This window comes from Mycolicibacter sp. MU0083, assembly GCF_963378075.1.
GTDB lineage: Bacteria > Actinomycetota > Actinomycetes > Mycobacteriales > Mycobacteriaceae > Mycobacterium > Mycobacterium kokjensenii.
The window spans coordinates 4,324,753-4,341,397 of the sequence record NZ_OY726394.1; the positions used below are offsets into that span (position 1 = coordinate 4,324,753).

Here is a 16,645-nt window from a genome sequence, read left to right on the forward strand (position 1 = left end):
CTTCACGGCCCCTCTGGCGCTGATGGCCGCCCTGCTGATGATTCTGGGCACCGCCGTCGGTGGTGCCGCACCACGTCCCGGGACGGGCGAACCCGACGCGGCGCCGTTCGTCCAGATCCGTATCGACCGGGTGACCCCGGACATCGTCACGACATCCAGTGTCCCGGTCGTCACGGTCGCCGGGACGGTCAGCAACGTCGGCGACCGCCCGGTCCGCGATGTGATGGTGCGCCTGGAGTCCGCCGGTGCGGTCGCGTCGTCGGCGGGGTTGCGGACCAACCTCAGCGGCACCAACGACCAGTTCCGCCCGGTGGGCACCTTCGAGACGGTGGCGACCGAACTCCAGCGCGGTCAGGAAGCCCGTTTCACCGTGTCGGCGCCGCTGCGGTCGGCCCGGGAGCCGGCTCTCAACATCGACCGGCCCGGGATCTACCCGGTGCTGGTCAACGTCAACGGCACCCCGGACTACGGTGAGCCGACCCGCCTGGACGACGCCCGGTTCCTGCTTCCGGTGACCGGTCTGCCCCGCACCGATCCTGCCGCCGAGCCCGTCGCCGGGGTCGTGTCACCCGACACCTCGCAGCCGGTTCGGCTCACCATGCTGTGGCCGCTGGCCGATCGGCCCCGGCTGACCCCCGGGGCTCCCGGCGGCACCCTGCCGGTGCGGCTGATCGACGACGACCTGGCGAGTTCCCTGGCGCCGGGTGGCCGCCTGGAGGCCCTGCTGTCGGCGGCCGAATTCGCCACCAGTCCGGCGGTGGACGACACCGGCGCGTTGAACCGGTCGCTGTGCCTGGCGGTGGACCCGGATCTGTTGGTGACGGTGAACGCGATGACCGGTGACTACGTGGTCGCCGAGTCCCCCGACGACGCCGCCGCGCACCCCGGCACCGGCCGGCAGGCGGCCACCGGCTGGCTGGAGCGATTGCGCCGGCTGGCGCAGCACACCTGTGTGACCGCCACGCCCTACGCGCAGGTGGATCTGGACGCCCTGGCGCGGGTCGGCGACCCGCGGCTCAACGAGATGGCGCTGACCAAGCCCGCCGATATCGTCGACCGCATCCTCGGGGTGAGCTCGGTCCGCGGCGCGGTCCTGCTGGGGGAAGGCCGGCTGACCGCGGGTGCCGCCGACCTGATCGGCGCCCAGGGCGACGCCGTGGTGGTCACCGCCGGTGATTGTTCGGCCCAGGATTCGATGACCGGCGCCTCGGCCACCGCGGACCCGACGCCGCGGCGGCTGTCCCCGCGGCTGGTGGTCGCCCCCTACGACCCGGCGGTCGGCGCGGCATTGGCGGCGTTGGGCACCGACCCGACGGCACCCGGTTATCTCGACGGTTCGCTGGCGGTGCGCCTGAACCACGATTCCGCACTCGCCCGCCGCCAGGATGCGCTCGGCTCCATGTTGTGGCGGAGCCTGGAATCGCCGGAGAGCCCCGGTGCGGTGCGCGACGAGATCCTGCTGCCGCCGGCGTACTGGAAGCCCCGGGCCGACGACGCCCAGGCGATACTGACCACCCTGGGCACCGCCCTGCGGTCCGGGCTGGCGGTGCCCCGCCCGCTGACCGCGGTGATCGCCGAATCCCGCGCCGTCACCGCCGCACCGCCGCATCCCCTGCCGATTCAACAGCCGGCGGCCGGATTCGGCCCGGAGGTCATCGACGCGGTGGCCGGTGACGCCGGGCGGCTGTGGGCGTTGACGTCCGCCCTGACCACCGATACGCGCACCCGGTTGACCGGCGGTCAGTACACCGCGCCGATCGCCGAGAGCATGCTGCGGGCGCTGACCCAGTCCGAGCCGCTCGACGTCCGCAACGGGCTGGCGGCGCAACGCCTGGCCGTCATCGGCGCGACGGTCGCGGATCTGATCGGGGCGGTGACCATCGTGCACCCGGCCGACTCCTACACGCTGGCCACCGAGCACAGTCCGCTGCCGCTGGCCCTGCGCAACGATCTGGCGGTGCCGATCCGGGTGCGACTGACCATCGACGCCCCGCCCGGGATGACCGTCACCGATGTCGGGGAGCTGGAACTGCCCCCGGGCTATCTGCCGCTGCGCGTCCCGGTCGAGGTCCGGGTCAACCAGCACTTCGTCGTCGATGCGGCGCTGCAGACCCCCGGCGGCCTTCCGCTGGGTGAGTCGGTGCGCCTGTCGGTGCATTCGAACGCTTACGGCATGGTGCTGTTCCTGATCACGATGACCGCCGCCGCCGCACTCACCGTGCTGACCGGCCGCCGGCTCTGGCACCGCTTCCGCGGTCAGCCCGACCGCGCCGATCTGGACGCCCCGCGCCCGGTCGGGGACGCGCTCCCACCCGCCGACGAAGGCGCCGACCGGTGAGCACGCCGTCCACCCAGCCCGCCCAGCCCGCCCAGCCCGCCCGGCCCGAGCTGACCGATGCCGCCGTGGTGTCGCGCTCCTGGGGGATGGCGCTGGCGACGCTGGTCAGCCGGATCACCGGGTTCGTCCGGGTGGTGCTGCTGGCCGCGATCCTGGGTGCGGCCCTGTCCAGCGCATTCTCGGTGGCCAACCAGCTGCCGAACCAGATCGCCGCCCTGGTGCTGGAGGCGACGTTCACCGCGATCTTCGTGCCGGTGCTGGCCCGCGCCGAACGCGACGACCCGGACGGCGGTGCGGCCTTCGTCCGGCGGCTGATCACGCTGGCCACCGCGCTGCTGCTGGCCACCACGGTGCTCTCGGTGGCCGCGGCCCCGTTGCTGGTCCGATTGATGCTGGGCGGGGATCCGCAGGTCAACGAACCGCTGACCATCGCGTTCGCCTATCTGCTGCTGCCACAGGTGATCTGCTACGGGCTGTCCTCGGTGTTCATGGCGATCCTGAACACCCGCAACATCTTCGGGGCACCGGCCTGGGCGCCGGTGGTCAACAACGTGGTCGCGATCGCCACCCTGGTGCTGTATCTGCTGATGCCGGGCGAACTGTCGGTGGACCCGGTACGGATGGGCAACGCCAAGCTGCTGGTGCTGGGCCTGGGCACCACGGCGGGCGTGGTCGCCCAGACGGCGGTCCTGCTGGTGGCGATCCGGCGGGAGCGGATCAGCCTGCGTCCGCTGTGGGGAATTGACGACCGGCTCAAGCGTTTCGGCGCAATGGCCGCCGCGATGGTGCTCTACGTGCTGATCAGCCAGATCGGGCTGGTCGTGACCAATCAGATCGCCGCCACCTCGGCGGCCTCCGGGCCGGCGATCTACTACTACGCCTGGCTGTTGCTGCAACTCCCGTTCGGGATGATCGGCGTGACCGTGCTGACGGTGGTGATGCCGCGGTTGAGCCGCAATGCCGCCGCCGGCGACGATCCCGCGGTGCTGGCCGATCTGTCGCTGGCCACCCGGCTGATGATGATCACGCTGATCCCGATCGTGGCGCTGATGACGGTCGGGGGCCCGGCCATCGGCAGTGCGTTGTTCGCCTACGGCAACTTCGGCAACGTCGATGCCGGATATCTGGGTGCGGCGGTCACCCTGTCGGCGTTCACGCTGATCCCCTACGCGATGGTGCTGCTGCAGCTCCGGGTGTTCTATGCGCGCGAGCAACCCTGGATCCCGATCGCCATCATCGTGGTGATCACCGTGGTGAAGATCGGCGCTTCGCTGCTGGCGCCGCACCTCACCGAGAATCCCGACCTGGTGGCCGCCTACCTGGGCCTGGCCAACGGTGTGGGTTTCCTCGCCGGCGCGATCGTCGGTCACGTGCTGCTGCAGCGCACCCTGCTGCCGACCGGTGGGCCGGCGACCGTGCCGGGCCGCACCCGGTTGCTCGGCCGCGACGTGGTGCGCACCGTGCTGGTCACCCTGACGGCTTCGCTGCTGGCCGGGCTGATCGCCGAGATCCTCGACCGGGTGCTGGGGCTGCGTGGCCTGACCGATCACGGTGCCGCCGGTTCGATGCTGCGGCTGCTGGTGTTGACGCTGGTGATGTTGCCGATCATCGCGGCGGTGATGGTGCGCGCACAGGTCCCCGAGGCCGTCGCCGCCGTCGCCGCGGTCCGGCGTCGCCTCGGCGCGTCGCGCCCGGAAACAACCCTGGGCAACCCGCCTTCTCCGGATCCGGTCGTCCCGTACGCTGAGCAGAACCGTTTGCCCACACCGGCCGGGGAGGTGTCGAACGACCCCGCCCGGCAGACGTCACCGGGACCCGATACCGGTGGCGGAACACCGAAAGGCGCTGAGGTGGCTCACATTCCTTCCGATGGCGCCGAGACCCGCGAGTCCGAGGCGGCCTCCGACGAAGGCCTGCTGACGCCGGGACTGACCATTGCGGGCGGCCGTTACCGGTTGTTGGTGCGCCACGGCCGCACCGCCGTGCTGCAGTTCTGGCAGGCGCAGGACACCGCGCTGAGTCGGCAGGTGGCGTTGACGTTCGTCGACCCCGAGCAGACGATGTCCGACGACCAGTTGACCGGCGTCTTGTCGCGTACGCAGCGACTCAGCCAGATCGACCTCCCCGGGATCGCCCGGGTGCTCGACGTGGTGCGGATCGGGGCCGGTGGCCTGGTGGTCTCCGAATGGGTCCGCGGTGCGTCCCTGCCGGAGGTGGCCGGTACCGAGCCGTCGCCGATCGGCGCCGCCCGGGCGATCCGGTCCCTGGCCGCGGCCGCCGAGACGGCGCACCACAACGGTGTGGCGCTGTCGATCGACCATCCGGCCCGGGTGCGGGTCAGTATCGACGGCGACGTCACCCTGGCCTTCCCCGCCACCATGCCCGACGCCCGGCCCGAAGACGACATCCGCGGCATCGGCGCCACCCTGTACGCGCTGCTGGTCAACCGGTGGCCGCTGCCCGGCGACGGGGACAGCGGGCTGGCACCGGCGGACCTCGACTCGACCGGGAATCCGGTCAAGCCCGATGCCGTCAAACCCGACATCCCGTTCCAGATCGCCGCCGCCGCCAGCCACGCGATTCAGCCCGACGGCGGTATCCGCGGTGCGTCGACGCTGTCCAATCTGCTTCAGCAGGCCACCGCACTGCATGAACAGACCGAACTGATCGGGACGCTGGAGGACTCGCCTCCGGCGGCACGGCGGGAGCCGACGGTTCCCGACGAAGAGACTCGTGCGGAGCGACGGCGCCGGGTGCTGATCGGTTTGGGCATCGGTGGCGCGGTGATCCTGATCGCGCTGCTGGTGCTGGCCTCGGTGCTGAACCGAATCTTCGGTGACGTCAACGGATTCGACAAGACCGAGCTGGGCCTGAGCAATCCGACGACGTCGTCGCTGCCGGGCGCGACCGGTCCCGGCGGCACGGTCAAGCCGGTACAGGCGACGGTCTTCTCCCCCGGCGGCGAGGCGGACCGGCCGCAGGACGCCGGCCTGGCGATCGACGGGGACCCGAGCACCTTCTGGGGAACCGACACCTACTCCGATCCGGTGCCCTTCCCGAACTTCAAGAACGGTGTCGGGCTGATGCTGCAACTGCCCAAGCCGACGGTGATCGGTACCGTCTCAATCAACGTGTCCAGCACCGGAACCCGGGTCGAGCTGCGCTCGGCGTCCACGCCGAAGCCGACCCGGCTGGAGGACACCACGCTGCTGGCTCCGGCAAAGGCGCTGCAGCCCGGTCCGAACAAGATCACCGCCGACTCGTCGGCGCCGACGTCGAACCTGCTGGTGTGGATCTCCACGATGGGCAACACCGGCGGCGAGAGCCGCACCCAGATCTCCGAGATCACCATCACCGGCGCGTCCTGACCAAAGCTGTACACAGGTGGCCCGTCGGGTGAAGTGCCGGCGAGAACCGTTGTGGTTACTGTCCGCCCATGGGACAGCGGGAACGCAGCGACGCCGAACTGTTGGCCGCACATGTCGCCGGTGACCGCGATGCCTTCGGCGAGTTGTTCGGTCGTCACCACCGCAGGCTGTTGCTACTGGCCCGGCGCACCACCCGGTGTCGGGAGGACGCCGAGGACGCCCTGCAGGAGGCGATGCTGTCGGCCCACCGGACCGCCGGGTCGTTCCGCTACAACGCGGCCGTCGGCAGCTGGCTGCACCGGATCGTGGTGAACGCCTGCCTGGATCGGTTGCGCCGCAACAGGATTGTCGACACCGAACTGCTGCCCACCCACACCGCGGTGGCTGATCGCACCGCCGAGGTGGAGACCGCGCTGGTGGTGCGCGCGGCGCTGCGGCGGCTCTCGGCCGGTCAGCGCGCCGCGGTGGTGGCCGTCGACATGCACGGATATTCGGTCGCCGACGCCGCCCTGGCACTCGGGATCGCACCGGGCACCGTCAAGAGTCGCTGTGCGCGCGGTCGTGCCCGGCTGGCCGTCCTGCTCGGCCGTCCGCACCCCGGCCGGATAGCCTTGACGGCGCAGCCCGCACACCGGGTTCACCACTGCGCCTGACGACGAGGGGGCGGAATGCCAACGGATGGCGGCGGGCGAAACCCCCGGCCGCGGAGCGGTCCGCCGGCCCATTCCAGTCGGCCGCTGCCCCGGTTCAACCGGATCGCGGCCTACACCGGCGGTGGCGCCGCCCTGATCGCGGTGGCGGTCGGCGCCTTCGGCCTGTCCCGCTTGCCCGGCGACACCGCGAGCGGTCCGCGATCCTTCGATGCGATCACGGTGGAGTCGGAGCCGCCGACGGTCCTGCCGCTCTCCGACCCGGAGATTCTGGAGCTGCTGGACCGCGAGCCCGAATACGGCCCGCTCACCGAGCCCGGGCGACGGATCGGTTGCCTGACCGGTCTGGGGTATCCGGCGGCGACGCCCATCCTGGGTGCCCGCGAAGTCACGATCAACGGCCGCAGCGGGGTCGTGCTGGTCCTCCCGGACACCTCGACCGACCTGCTGACGGTGTTGGCGGTGGCCGCCAACTGCAGTTCCGCGAACACCGGGTTGCTGGCGACCACGGCGATCCGGCGTCCGTGACGGCCCCGTGGGGACCGTCGGGGTCGGCCCGGGGAACATCTCCGCCTACGCTGACGTTGCTAGCCCCTGTAACAGATCCCAGCGGAAAGGCTCTCGATGTCTGAGGCACCGACCATCCACGACGTGATCATCATCGGTTCCGGTCCCGCCGGGTACACCGCGGCGGTCTACACCGCGCGGGCCCAGCTCGCCCCGCTGGTCTTCGAGGGCACCGCGTTCGGGGGCGCCCTGATGACCACCACCGAGGTGGAGAACTTCCCCGGGTTCCGCAACGGCATCATGGGCCCGGAACTGATGGACGAGATGCGGGAGCAGGCGCTGCGCTTCGGCGCGGACCTGCGCATGGAGGACATCGAATCCGTGGACCTGCGGGGTCCGGTCAAGTCCGTGGTGACCGCGGACGGCGAGACGCACCACGCCCGGGCGGTCATCTTGGCGATGGGGGCCGCCGCCCGCTACCTGAACATCCCCGGCGAACAGGAACTGCTCGGCCGGGGTGTGAGTTCGTGTGCCACCTGCGACGGCTTCTTCTTCCGCGACCAAGACATCGCGGTGATCGGCGGCGGGGACTCCGCGATGGAGGAGGCCACCTTCTTGACCCGCTTCGCGCGCAGCGTGACGCTGATACACCGCCGCGAGGAGTTCCGCGCCTCGAAGATCATGCTCGCGCGGGCACGGGAGAACGACAAGATCCGGTTCCTCACCAACACCGTCCCGGTGGCCGTCGAGGGTTCGGAGACCGTGACCGGCCTGCGGGTGCGCGACACCGCCACCGGCGCCGAGAGCACGCTGCCGGTGACCGGCGTGTTCGTGGCGATCGGCCACGATCCCCGGTCGGCGCTGGTGCGCGACCAGGTGGACCTGGACTCCGACGGCTATGTGCTGGTCCAGCAGCCGGGATCGCGGACCTCCCTGGAAGGGGTGTTCGCCGCCGGCGACCTGGTGGACCGCACCTACCGACAGGCCATCACCGCCGCCGGCACCGGCTGTGCGGCCGCGATCGACGCCGAACGCTGGCTGGCAGAATCAGCCGAAGCGACCCACGACAACAGCACCGAAACCCTGATGGGAGCACCCCAGTGACCGACAACCACAGCACGGTGACCGTCTCCGACGCGACCTTCGCCGCCGACGTACTGGCCAGCAGCAAGCCGGTGCTGGTGGATTTCTGGGCGACCTGGTGCGGACCGTGCAAGATGGTCGCCCCGGTCCTCGAGGAGATCGCCGCCGAACGGGGTGAGACGCTCACCGTCGCCAAGCTCGACGTGGACGCCAACCCCGACACCGCACGTGACTTCAATGTGGTTTCGATTCCCACACTCATCCTGTTCAAGGACGGGCAGCCGGTGAAGCGCATCGTGGGGGCCAAGGGCAAGGCGGCGCTGCTGCGGGAGATCGCCGACACCGACTAGGTGTCCCCGGGGGCCTGCGCCCGGCGTCGTCGACGGCGATGACGCGGGCCGGTTTCGGCCTTCACGGTTTCAGCAATTCACCGGGTATCTGCGACAATGCTGGCTAATCTGCCGTGCAACCGCCGGCGACGGCTGCACGGCCAACAGTGACTATCCGGAGGGCTCAGTAATGTCGGGTCGGCATCGCGGCGCCGAGACGGGCCTGCGGCGCGGTGACCGCAACGGCGCTGTCGTCGAGGTCCGTGCGGCGCTGGCAGCGCTGGGTCTGGTCGACAGCCCCGACGCCGACCTCAGCACCGGTAAACATGTGGCGCTGGATTACTTCGACGACGAACTCGACCGGGCGGTGCGGGCCTTCCAGCAGCAGCGTGGGCTGCTGGTCGACGGCGTGATCGGCGAGGCCACCTACCGGGCCCTCAAGGAGGCCTCGTACCGATTGGGTGCGCGGATCCTCAACCACCAGTTCGGTGCGCCGATGTACGGCGACGACGTGGCGACCCTGCAGGCCCGCCTGCAGGACCTCGGGTTCTACACCGGCATGGTCGACGGCTACTTCGGTATCCAGACGCACAACGCCCTGATGTCCTACCAGCGCGAGTACGGCCTGTACGCCGACGGGATCTGTGGGCCGGAAACCTTGCGGTCCTTGAACTTTCTGGCTTCGCGGGTCAGCGGCGGGTCACCGCACGCCATCCGTGAGGAGGAGCTGGTACGGCGGTCCGGACCGCAGTTGTCCGGTAAGCGCATCGTGATCGACCCGGGCCGCGGGGGACGCGATCACGGGCTGATCACCCAGACCCCCTCCGGTCCGATCAGTGAAGCAGACATCTTGTGGGACTTGGCAAGTCGTCTCGAGGGCCGGATGACGGCCATCGGGATGGACACCTTCCTGTCCCGCCCGAGCGGCCGCAGCCCCTCGGATGCCGAGCGTGCCGCCACGGCGAACGCGGTCGGGGCCGATCTGATGATCAGCCTGCGGTGCGCCACCCATACCAGTCCGACGGCCAACGGGGTGGCGTCGTTCCACTTCGGGAACTCGCACGGTTCGGTGTCGACCATCGGCCGCAACCTCGCCGATTTCATTCAGCGAGAAATAGTGGCCCGCACGGGATTACAGGACTGTCGGGCTCATGGCCGCACCTGGGATCTGCTGCGCCTGACCCGGATGCCCACCGTCGAGGTCGACGTCGGTTACATCACCAGCCCGCGGGATCGCGGAATGCTGGCCGCCCCGGCGGTGCGCGACGCGATCGCCGAGGGCATGCTCGCCGCCGTCAAACGGCTGTACCTGCTCGGCAAGAACGACCGTCCCACCGGAACGTTCACGTTCGCCGAACTGCTCGCCCACGAATTGTCCGTCGAGCAGACCGGTCGACTCGGCCAGTCCTGACCGCCGGCATGGCACCGGTGGCACCGGCGCCGATCGACGGTTCCAGCCGCGCGGTCTCCAGTAGCCGCTCCAAGGCGGCCTCCACCTCCGCCTTCCAGCCGAGGCCCTTGTCGAGTTCCAATCGCAGCCGCGGGAAATACCGGTGCGGCGCCACCACGGTGAACCCCACCCCGGTCAAGAAGTCGGCTTCGATGATGCAGTGCTCCACCGTGCAGTCCCCCAGGGCTGCCAACACCGGTGCGACGTCATCCGGGATGGCGTCGGGTCCGGTCGCGGGCGCATCCAGTAGTTCGGTGACCGCCGGTGTCCGGCCGAAGGCTTCCAGTGCGCGCACGCCGCGTCGCATCAACTCGTCGACCACCCGGGAGACCAGTTCCTGGGGTAGGCCGTCCGCCATCGGCGTCGAATCCACGCCGAGCGAGGTCAGCAGTACCGCGTCGGCGGAGACCGGAGCGGTCGGGAACCGGTTCGCCCGCGGTACCGCGCGCGGCGGCGCGTAGAGCACATAGCCCAGGCAGTCTGACTCCCCTACCCCACCGCCCGGAGCCGACGGGGCGGCGACCTGCCCGCAGCAGCCCCACTCCAGCATCACCATCGACAGCCAGGCCTCTTTTTCGAATTCCGGATCCGAGAGGTGATCGTCGGGGCCGAGGGTGGCCGGATCCACTTCCCAGAACACGCAACGACGCGCGTGCTTGGGAAGCTGATCGAATCCCTCGAGCTTCAGAGGTGTGATGCGGACGGACACTGAACTCCCAGCCTCAACCCGTGCTGTCGACGGCGATAGCCCTTCAAGAATAGGAGGGTGCCGTCATCGGATGCCACCGCCGGCACCGGATGCGCGCTGATTTCGGCCGAAATTCGAAATCCGTTGCCGATCAACACTATTCACCTCCTCCGGCAGACCGGGACGGCAATACCGTCACAGTGACGTAACGGCCCGGTATATCCGGACCCGGACGAACATCGGCCTCAAGTCGATTTTGTCTCCATCATCGCCACGATGCGTTGCAGGTCGTCGACGGACCCGAATTCGACCACGATCTTGCCCTTGCGCTTACCGACACTGACCGTCACACGGGTATCGAAGGTCGTCGACAGCCGCTCTGCGACGTCCTGCAGACCCGGCATCTGGATGGGCTTCCGCCGCGGCGCAACGGGCGTCGAGCCACCGCCGCGGTTGGCCAGGGTGACGGCTTCCTCGGTGGCGCGCACCGACAACCCCTCGGCGACGATACGGGCCGCCAGCTCCTCCTGCGCCTCCGAACCGGCCTCCAGCGACAGCAGTGCCCGAGCATGACCCGCCGACAGGACACCGGCGGCCACCCGCCGCTGTACCGCGATCGGCAACCGGAGCAACCGGATCATGTTGGTCACCAGCGGGCGGGACCGCCCGATCCGGGTGGCCAGCTCGTCGTGTGTCACGCCGAACTCGTCCAACAACTGTTGATAGGCGGCGGCCTCTTCCAACGGGTTCAGCTGCACGCGGTGGATGTTCTCCAGCAGCGCGTCACGGAGCAGGTTGTCGTCCTCGGTCTCGCGGACGATCGCCGGGATGGTCTCCAGGCCGGCCTGCTGGGAGGCACGCCAGCGCCGCTCCCCCATCACCAACTGGTAGCGCGGGGCTCCGGCAGCGGCACCGGGGACGGTCCGCACGACGATCGGTTGCATCAACCCGAATTCCCGGATCGAATGCACCAACTCGGCCAGCGCCTCGTCGTCGAACACCTGACGGGGCTGCCGGGGGTTGGGCTCGATGTCACCGGGCCGGATCTCCCGATACACCGCGCCGACGTCGGGCGCGGACGGGGCCGGCGCAGCGCTGCGCGGTCCGCCCAGCACTACGTCGGCCGCGGCATCCCCCATCCGCGGTCCCATGCCCGCACCGCGATCGGCGGGGCCGGTCTCGCCATCGGCGGGCCCGGTCGGGATCAGCGACGCCAGGCCGCGGCCCAGGCCGCCCTTCTTACGCGACGGACCGGTCATCTGCGGTGCTCCTCCTCATCACTGGAAACCCCGGGCGCTCCCCAGTGGGTCCTACTACAGCTCGTGCCGTGTCGACGCGGATCACGGCGCCTCCTCCGCACCGGCACCCGGATCCCGTTCGGTGAGTTCGCGGCTGGCGTCCAGATAGCTCATGGCGCCACGTGAACCCGGGTCGTAATCGATGATCGTCATGCTGTACCCCGGCGCCTCGGAGACCTTCACGCTGCGGGGGATCACGGTGCGCAGCACCCGGTCGCCGAAATACCGGCGGACTTCATCGGCGACCTGATCGGCGAGTTTGGTCCGGCCGTCGTACATGGTGAGCAAGACGGTGGTGACCTCGAGCAGCGGGTTGAGGTGGGAGCGGACCATCTCGATGTTGCGCATCAACTGCGAGACACCCTCGAGGGCGTAGTACTCGCACTGGATGGGGATCAGCACCTCGGGGGCCGCCACCAACGCGTTGACGGTCAGCAGGCCCAGCGACGGGGGGCAGTCGATGAAGACGTAGTCGAAGTCGTATCCGTCCAACTCGTTCAGCGCGTTCCGCAGCCGGTTCTCCCGCGCCACCATGCTGACCAATTCGATCTCGGCGCCGGCGAGGTCGATGGTGGCCGGGATGCAGAACAGGCGCTCGTTGTGCGGACTCTGCTGCAGCGCCGAAGCCACCGGAATGGCGCCGATCAAGACCTCATAGGACGACGGGGTCCCGGACTGCCGCTCGGAGATGCCCAGGGCCGTGCTCGCGTTGCCCTGCGGGTCCAGGTCGATCACCAAGGTCTTGAGCCCCTGAACCGCCAGCGCGGCGGCGAGGTTGACCGCCGTGGTGGTCTTTCCGACGCCACCCTTCTGGTTGGCGACCGTGAAGACACGGCGGCGCCTCGGCCGGGGCAGCCGCTTGTTGGTGTGCAGGACCTGCATCGCGCGTTCGGCGGCAGCCCCGATCGGGGTGTCGAAATCCGGCGATGTTTCACGTGAAACCGGTGCCGGCGATGTTTCACGTGAAACCGCACCCGCGGCGCGGTCGGCGTGGGTCGCCTTGGGCCGCGGCGCCGAGTCCGGGCGGGCGGGTCTGCTCATCTGGGCCTCCTGGTCGACCGTCGCTCCGGGCTTCCTGACTTCCGCCGTCGCCCGCGCGCCGGCTCGCTCTCTCCCCGCAGTGCCAGCACCACGGTTGTGGGCGGGTTTAAATAGCTCTCGCCACATCTCACCACCCTCACCTCGTTCGCGCCTAGTCCGATCATCACACGTCGGTGTTCATCGATCTCGGCCGCCGCCTTCTCCCCCTTCATGGCGACCATCCGGCCGCCGACACGCAACAGTGGGAAGCTCCAGCGGCTGATCTTGTCGAGGCTGGCGACCGCCCGCGACACCACGGCATCGCAGTCCCCCGCTTCGTCCCGCACCGCGGGTTCCTCGGCGCGGCCGCGGACGACGGCGACATGGTCGAGTCCGAGTTCGGCGACCACCTCGTGGAGGAACTCACTGCGGCGCAGCAGCGGCTCGATCAGCGTGATGGACAGGTCCGGTCGCGCGATGGCCAACGGTATGCCCGGCAAGCCGGCACCGCTGCCGATGTCGGCGACAAGTTCGTCCGGTTCGAACAACTCACTGATCGCCGCGCAGTTGAGGATGTGGCGGTCCCATAATCGCGGGACCTCCCGCGGACCGATCAGTCCACGCTCCACGCCCGCACCGGCCAGCGACTCGGCATAGCGCCGCGCCAAGGGAAGGCGTTCACCGAACGCCACGCCGGCCTCCGGGGGCGGTTCGGGTATCGACTCTTGTTCGAGATGTTTCACGTGAAACATTCCTCCGGCTTCCCGTGAATCAACCGCCGGCCAAGAATCACACTGCTGTAATTCTTCGCCCCGAGCCCGATCAGTCCCGCCGAACCACTACCCGGCGCGACGGCTCCACACCCTGACTCTCGCTGTGTACTCCGTCGACGGCGGCCACTGCATCGTGGACGATCTTACGTTCGAACGGGCTCATCGGAGCCAGTTCCTCGTCCACACCGCTCTCCAGAACCCGGCGGGCCACCTCGTCGCCCAAAGCGGTCAGGTCGTCCCGACGACGACGACGCCAGCCGGCGATGTCGAGCATCAAGCGGCTGCGCTCACCGGTCTTCTGGTGCACCGCCAACCGGGTCAGCTCCTGCAACGCATCGAGGACCTCGCCCTTGCGGCCCACCAGCTTCGTCAGGTCGTTCCCACCGTCGATACTGACCACCGCGCGCCGGCCCTCGACGTCCAAGTCGATGTCCCCGTCGAAGTCCAGCAGATCCAGCAACTCTTCGAGGTAGTCGCCGGCGATCTCGCCCTCGGCGACCAGTCGGTCTTCCATATCCACCGCGGGCGCGCTGTCCTGCGGCGACTGCTCGCCGGTCACCGTGGTCTCGGTGGTCTCCGCGTCGGTCATGTCGGTCATGTCGTCTCCCTCCGTGCCCGGCGGCTCACGCGCCGGTTGGCTTCGTGCGGTCGGTTACCGCTTGCGTTTCTTCGGCTTGTTTCCAGCGCCCGGGCGACTGCCGCCCGCAGCGGGCCGGTTCTGCTTGGGCTTGGCCACATCGCGCTCGGTCGTCTTGTCGGCATCCGCGTTCACCTCACCGGAGTCGGCGGCGGTGTCGGTGTCGGTAGCCGGTTCGGCCGTCGCGGTGCGACCCCCGCGCTTGGGCTTGGCACCCGGTGCCGGGGCATTGGCGGACCGCCGGCGCAGTTGCTCTTCCTTCTTCGCCTCTTCTTCTTTGGCGATCATGCCGAACACGTAGTGCTGCTGAGCGAAGGTCCAGATGTTGTTGGAGAACCAGTACAAGATGATCGCCAGCGGCAGGAAGGGTCCACCGACCACCACGCCCAGCGGGAAGACATACAGCGCGAGCTTGTTCATCATCGCGGTCTGCGGTTGCTCGGCGGCTTCCGGACTCTGCCGGGAGATCGACGCCCGACTGTTGAAGTAGGTGGCGATGCCCGCCGCGATCATGATCGGCACGCCGATCGCCGCGACCGCCATCCTGTTCTCGTGGGACTGGATGATGCTGGCGCCCAACGTGACACCGAAGAGCTTCGCGTCCAGGAAGTTCCCCACGTCCTGAGCACTGAAGAAGTAGTTGCCGAGTTGGCGGTTCAGTTCCGGGCTCAGACCCAGCTGCCCCACCCCGTGGGTGGTGCGGTCGAACGAGCGCAGCACGTGGAACAGGCCAAGGAACACCGGCAACTGCGCGAACATCGGCAAGCAACCCAGAATCGGGTTGAAGCCGTGTTCGCGCTGCAGCTTCTGCATCTCCAGGGCCATCTTCTGACGGTCCTTGCCGTACTTCTTCTGCAGCGCCTTGATCTGTGGCTGCAGCTCCTGCATCTGCCGGGTAGTCCGGATCTGCGAGACGAACGGCTTATAGAGCAGTGCCCGCAGCGTGAAGACCAGGAACACCACCGACAGCGCCCAGGTGAAGAAGTTACGGGGGCCCAGTACCAGGCCAAAAGCCTTGTACCACAACCACATAATGCCCGATACCGGGTAATAGAAGTAGTCCAGGCTGCCGAGATCAAAAGACACGGTCGTCACCCTCCGCTCGCTTGTCCGGGGCGTTCCCGGACGGGCAGCCGCACACGGCCGTACCCGGGGATCGTTCTGGTATGGGGTCCCAGCCGCCTTGATGCCACGGCCCGCACTTGGCCAACCGCACCGCGGCCAGCCAACCACCCCGGATCAGCCCGTACTCCCCCAGGGCGTCCACCGCGTAGCGACTGCACGTCGGCATGAATCGGCAACTGGGCAACCGCAACGGGGAGATCATCGTTCGATAGAGCTGAATGACGAAGATCAACGCGCGCGCCGGCCTCGAAGCGACCATGGTCATCGGCACACCGCACTCGGCACACGGTGTACTCCCCGCAAGCCGGCACGCACCTGCGTGGTCAACTCCGCAAAGCTGACACCACTGCTGCCGGGCAACGCCCGAATCACCAGCTGCTCACCGGGATCGAGCTCTTCGAGGACATCCCGCAGCACGTGGCGGAGTCGCCTGGCCACCCGGTGCCGATCAACGGCCGATCCCACCGACTTCGCGATGATCAACCCCACCCGGGGTGACGCCATCGCGGCGGCGTCCGATGCCGACCGCCCGGATACGTCTGATCGACGGCTGTACAGGACGAGGTCGGGCTGTACCGCCCGCCGGCCCTGCCTAACCGTCGCACCGAAGTCGGCCGATCGTCTCATCCGGTACTGAGCCGGGAGCACCGCCGAGCTGCCTGTGCTCAGGCAGTCAGCGAACGCCGGCCCTTGTTGCGCCGAGCGGTGACGATGGCACGGCCGGCACGAGTCCGCATCCGCAGCCGGAACCCGTGCACGCGGGCCCGACGACGGTTGTTGGGCTGGAAGGTCCGCTTGCCCTTGGCCACGGCACACTCTCCTTATTGCATCTTGTGTCGCATATGTCCGACACACCGGAAAACCGATGTGCCAGCCGCACGCGACGCACTCGGTAAGCTCGGTGAACTTCTGCGTCTTGCTCGTAACCGGCGCGGTCTCCGGCCGAGGGCCGGTCGCTGCCGTATCGCCGACGTTCGGGCGACTGTTCGAGGGTACTGATGCGCGTTCGCCGGGTCAAACCCCGGCCCCGTACCCCTCCCGCAGCCGCGGCAGACCCCCATCGAACCGAACTCATCATTCACAGTGGTCACACACGTCTCGGACGTATCGGCTCGGCCCGTTTTGGTTCACTTCATCTGTCCGAAACAAGTAGTCGGCCGCCGCGAAACCTGTTAGCTTGCTTGCCAGCGCCGTTCTGGAATCGGAGCGGTTTTGGATGACGAACCGAACATGACGAAGCGGCTGGCGCTTCAGATACAGCGTCTCTGTCTGGAGTATCCGTTGCCGAGCACCCGGCCCAGGGGGCCTCACCGCGGAATGCGCACCTCATCCACATCTGTGGATAAGTGTGTGGATAACATGTTGCCGTACCACATCCG

At 68.8% G+C, this 16,645-nt stretch carries 16 protein-coding genes; 7 read left to right on the plus strand and 9 right to left on the minus strand.

Annotation, left to right across the window (positions count from 1 at the left end; translation table 11 throughout):
- The first annotated feature begins 22 nt into the window (after window positions 1-22).
- The 7 genes from RCP38_RS19865 to RCP38_RS19895 all read left to right on the plus strand — a co-directional run bounded on the left by RCP38_RS19865 (window position 23) and on the right by RCP38_RS19895 (window position 9,686).
- Window positions 23-2,338, plus strand: coding sequence for a hypothetical protein (locus RCP38_RS19865; protein WP_308474619.1), 2,316 nt, complete (start codon window positions 23-25; stop codon window positions 2,336-2,338).
- Complete coding sequence (murJ, locus tag RCP38_RS19870) at window positions 2,335-5,706, plus strand: murein biosynthesis integral membrane protein MurJ (protein WP_373692407.1); 3,372 nt, start codon at window positions 2,335-2,337, stop codon at window positions 5,704-5,706. The genes RCP38_RS19865 and murJ overlap by 4 nt, the downstream gene beginning before the upstream one ends.
- A 68-nt stretch (window positions 5,707-5,774) precedes the next feature.
- Entirely contained in the window at window positions 5,775-6,359 is a 585-nt protein-coding gene (gene sigM, locus RCP38_RS19875) for an RNA polymerase sigma factor SigM (RefSeq protein WP_308474620.1), read from the plus strand.
- Window positions 6,360-6,374: 15 nt separating this feature from the next.
- The gene (locus RCP38_RS19880) at window positions 6,375-6,884 is read left to right on the plus strand and encodes a hypothetical protein (protein ID WP_308474622.1); all 510 of its coding nucleotides are present in this window, start codon (window positions 6,375-6,377) and stop codon (window positions 6,882-6,884) included.
- Between the two features lie 96 nt (window positions 6,885-6,980).
- A complete protein-coding gene (gene trxB, locus RCP38_RS19885) occupies window positions 6,981-7,967 on the plus strand; it encodes a thioredoxin-disulfide reductase (RefSeq protein ID WP_308474624.1) in 987 nt (328 codons plus the stop codon).
- Window positions 7,964-8,296, plus strand: coding sequence for a thioredoxin (gene trxA / locus RCP38_RS19890; RefSeq protein ID WP_308474626.1), 333 nt, complete (start codon window positions 7,964-7,966; stop codon window positions 8,294-8,296). Before trxB ends, trxA begins: the two co-directional genes overlap by 4 nt.
- 169 nt (window positions 8,297-8,465) lie before the next feature.
- Window positions 8,466-9,686 carry an N-acetylmuramoyl-L-alanine amidase gene (locus RCP38_RS19895; RefSeq protein WP_308474627.1) on the plus strand — a complete coding sequence of 407 codons (1,221 nt, stop codon included), beginning with the start codon at window positions 8,466-8,468 and terminating at the stop codon, window positions 9,684-9,686.
- Here RCP38_RS19895 and RCP38_RS19900 read toward each other — a convergent pair.
- The 9 genes from RCP38_RS19900 to rpmH all read right to left on the minus strand — a co-directional run bounded on the left by RCP38_RS19900 (window position 9,619) and on the right by rpmH (window position 16,075).
- Entirely contained in the window at window positions 9,619-10,434 is an 816-nt protein-coding gene (locus tag RCP38_RS19900) for an acetyltransferase (RefSeq protein ID WP_308474629.1), read from the minus strand. The two genes, RCP38_RS19895 and RCP38_RS19900, sit on opposite strands and share 68 nt — an antisense overlap.
- Window positions 10,435-10,658: 224 nt before the next feature.
- Window positions 10,659-11,672, minus strand: a complete 1,014-nt coding sequence (locus tag RCP38_RS19905) for a ParB/RepB/Spo0J family partition protein (RefSeq protein WP_308474630.1) — start codon at window positions 11,670-11,672, stop codon at window positions 10,659-10,661.
- An 81-nt stretch (window positions 11,673-11,753) separates the two neighbouring features.
- Window positions 11,754-12,752 carry a ParA family protein gene (locus RCP38_RS19910; RefSeq protein WP_308474632.1) on the minus strand — a complete coding sequence of 333 codons (999 nt, stop codon included), beginning with the start codon at window positions 12,750-12,752 and terminating at the stop codon, window positions 11,754-11,756.
- Complete coding sequence (gene rsmG, locus RCP38_RS19915) at window positions 12,749-13,483, minus strand: 16S rRNA (guanine(527)-N(7))-methyltransferase RsmG (protein ID WP_308474633.1); 735 nt, start codon at window positions 13,481-13,483, stop codon at window positions 12,749-12,751. Before rsmG ends, RCP38_RS19910 begins: the two co-directional genes overlap by 4 nt.
- A gap of 70 nt (window positions 13,484-13,553) precedes the next feature.
- Window positions 13,554-14,093 carry a Jag family protein gene (locus tag RCP38_RS19920; protein WP_308477435.1) on the minus strand — a complete coding sequence of 180 codons (540 nt, stop codon included), beginning with the start codon at window positions 14,091-14,093 and terminating at the stop codon, window positions 13,554-13,556.
- A gap of 63 nt (window positions 14,094-14,156) precedes the next feature.
- A complete protein-coding gene (gene yidC, locus RCP38_RS19925) occupies window positions 14,157-15,173 on the minus strand; it encodes a membrane protein insertase YidC (protein WP_373692534.1) in 1,017 nt (338 codons plus the stop codon).
- 43 nt (window positions 15,174-15,216) lie between these two features.
- Window positions 15,217-15,531 carry a membrane protein insertion efficiency factor YidD gene (gene yidD / locus RCP38_RS19930; protein ID WP_308474637.1) on the minus strand — a complete coding sequence of 105 codons (315 nt, stop codon included), beginning with the start codon at window positions 15,529-15,531 and terminating at the stop codon, window positions 15,217-15,219.
- Complete coding sequence (gene rnpA, locus RCP38_RS19935; RefSeq protein WP_308474639.1) at window positions 15,528-15,914, minus strand: ribonuclease P protein component; 387 nt, start codon at window positions 15,912-15,914, stop codon at window positions 15,528-15,530. The genes yidD and rnpA overlap by 4 nt, the downstream gene beginning before the upstream one ends.
- A 17-nt stretch (window positions 15,915-15,931) precedes the next feature.
- A complete protein-coding gene (gene rpmH, locus RCP38_RS19940; RefSeq protein WP_046283926.1) occupies window positions 15,932-16,075 on the minus strand; it encodes a 50S ribosomal protein L34 in 144 nt (47 codons plus the stop codon).
- Between the last annotated feature and the right edge of the window lie 570 nt (window positions 16,076-16,645).

Excerpts from the sequence above, each read along its gene's own strand:
- RCP38_RS19865 (WP_308474619.1), top strand. The coding sequence starts at position 23 with ATGGCCGCCCTGCTGATGATTCTGGGCACCGCCGTCGGTGGTGCCGCA.
- sigM (WP_308474620.1), top strand. The coding sequence starts at position 5,775 with ATGGGACAGCGGGAACGCAGCGACGCCGAACTGTTGGCCGCACATGTC.
- RCP38_RS19880 (WP_308474622.1), top strand. The coding sequence starts at position 6,375 with ATGCCAACGGATGGCGGCGGGCGAAACCCCCGGCCGCGGAGCGGTCCG.
- trxB (WP_308474624.1), top strand. The coding sequence starts at position 6,981 with ATGTCTGAGGCACCGACCATCCACGACGTGATCATCATCGGTTCCGGT.
- RCP38_RS19895 (WP_308474627.1), top strand. The coding sequence starts at position 8,466 with ATGTCGGGTCGGCATCGCGGCGCCGAGACGGGCCTGCGGCGCGGTGAC.
- RCP38_RS19905 (WP_308474630.1), bottom strand. The coding sequence starts at position 11,672 with ATGACCGGTCCGTCGCGTAAGAAGGGCGGCCTGGGCCGCGGCCTGGCG.
- RCP38_RS19910 (WP_308474632.1), bottom strand. The coding sequence starts at position 12,752 with ATGAGCAGACCCGCCCGCCCGGACTCGGCGCCGCGGCCCAAGGCGACC.
- rsmG (WP_308474633.1), bottom strand. The coding sequence starts at position 13,483 with ATGTTTCACGTGAAACATCTCGAACAAGAGTCGATACCCGAACCGCCC.
- RCP38_RS19920 (WP_308477435.1), bottom strand. The coding sequence starts at position 14,093 with ATGACCGACGCGGAGACCACCGAGACCACGGTGACCGGCGAGCAGTCG.
- yidC (WP_373692534.1), bottom strand. The coding sequence starts at position 15,173 with ATGTGGTTGTGGTACAAGGCTTTTGGCCTGGTACTGGGCCCCCGTAAC.
- yidD (WP_308474637.1), bottom strand. The coding sequence starts at position 15,531 with ATGACCATGGTCGCTTCGAGGCCGGCGCGCGCGTTGATCTTCGTCATT.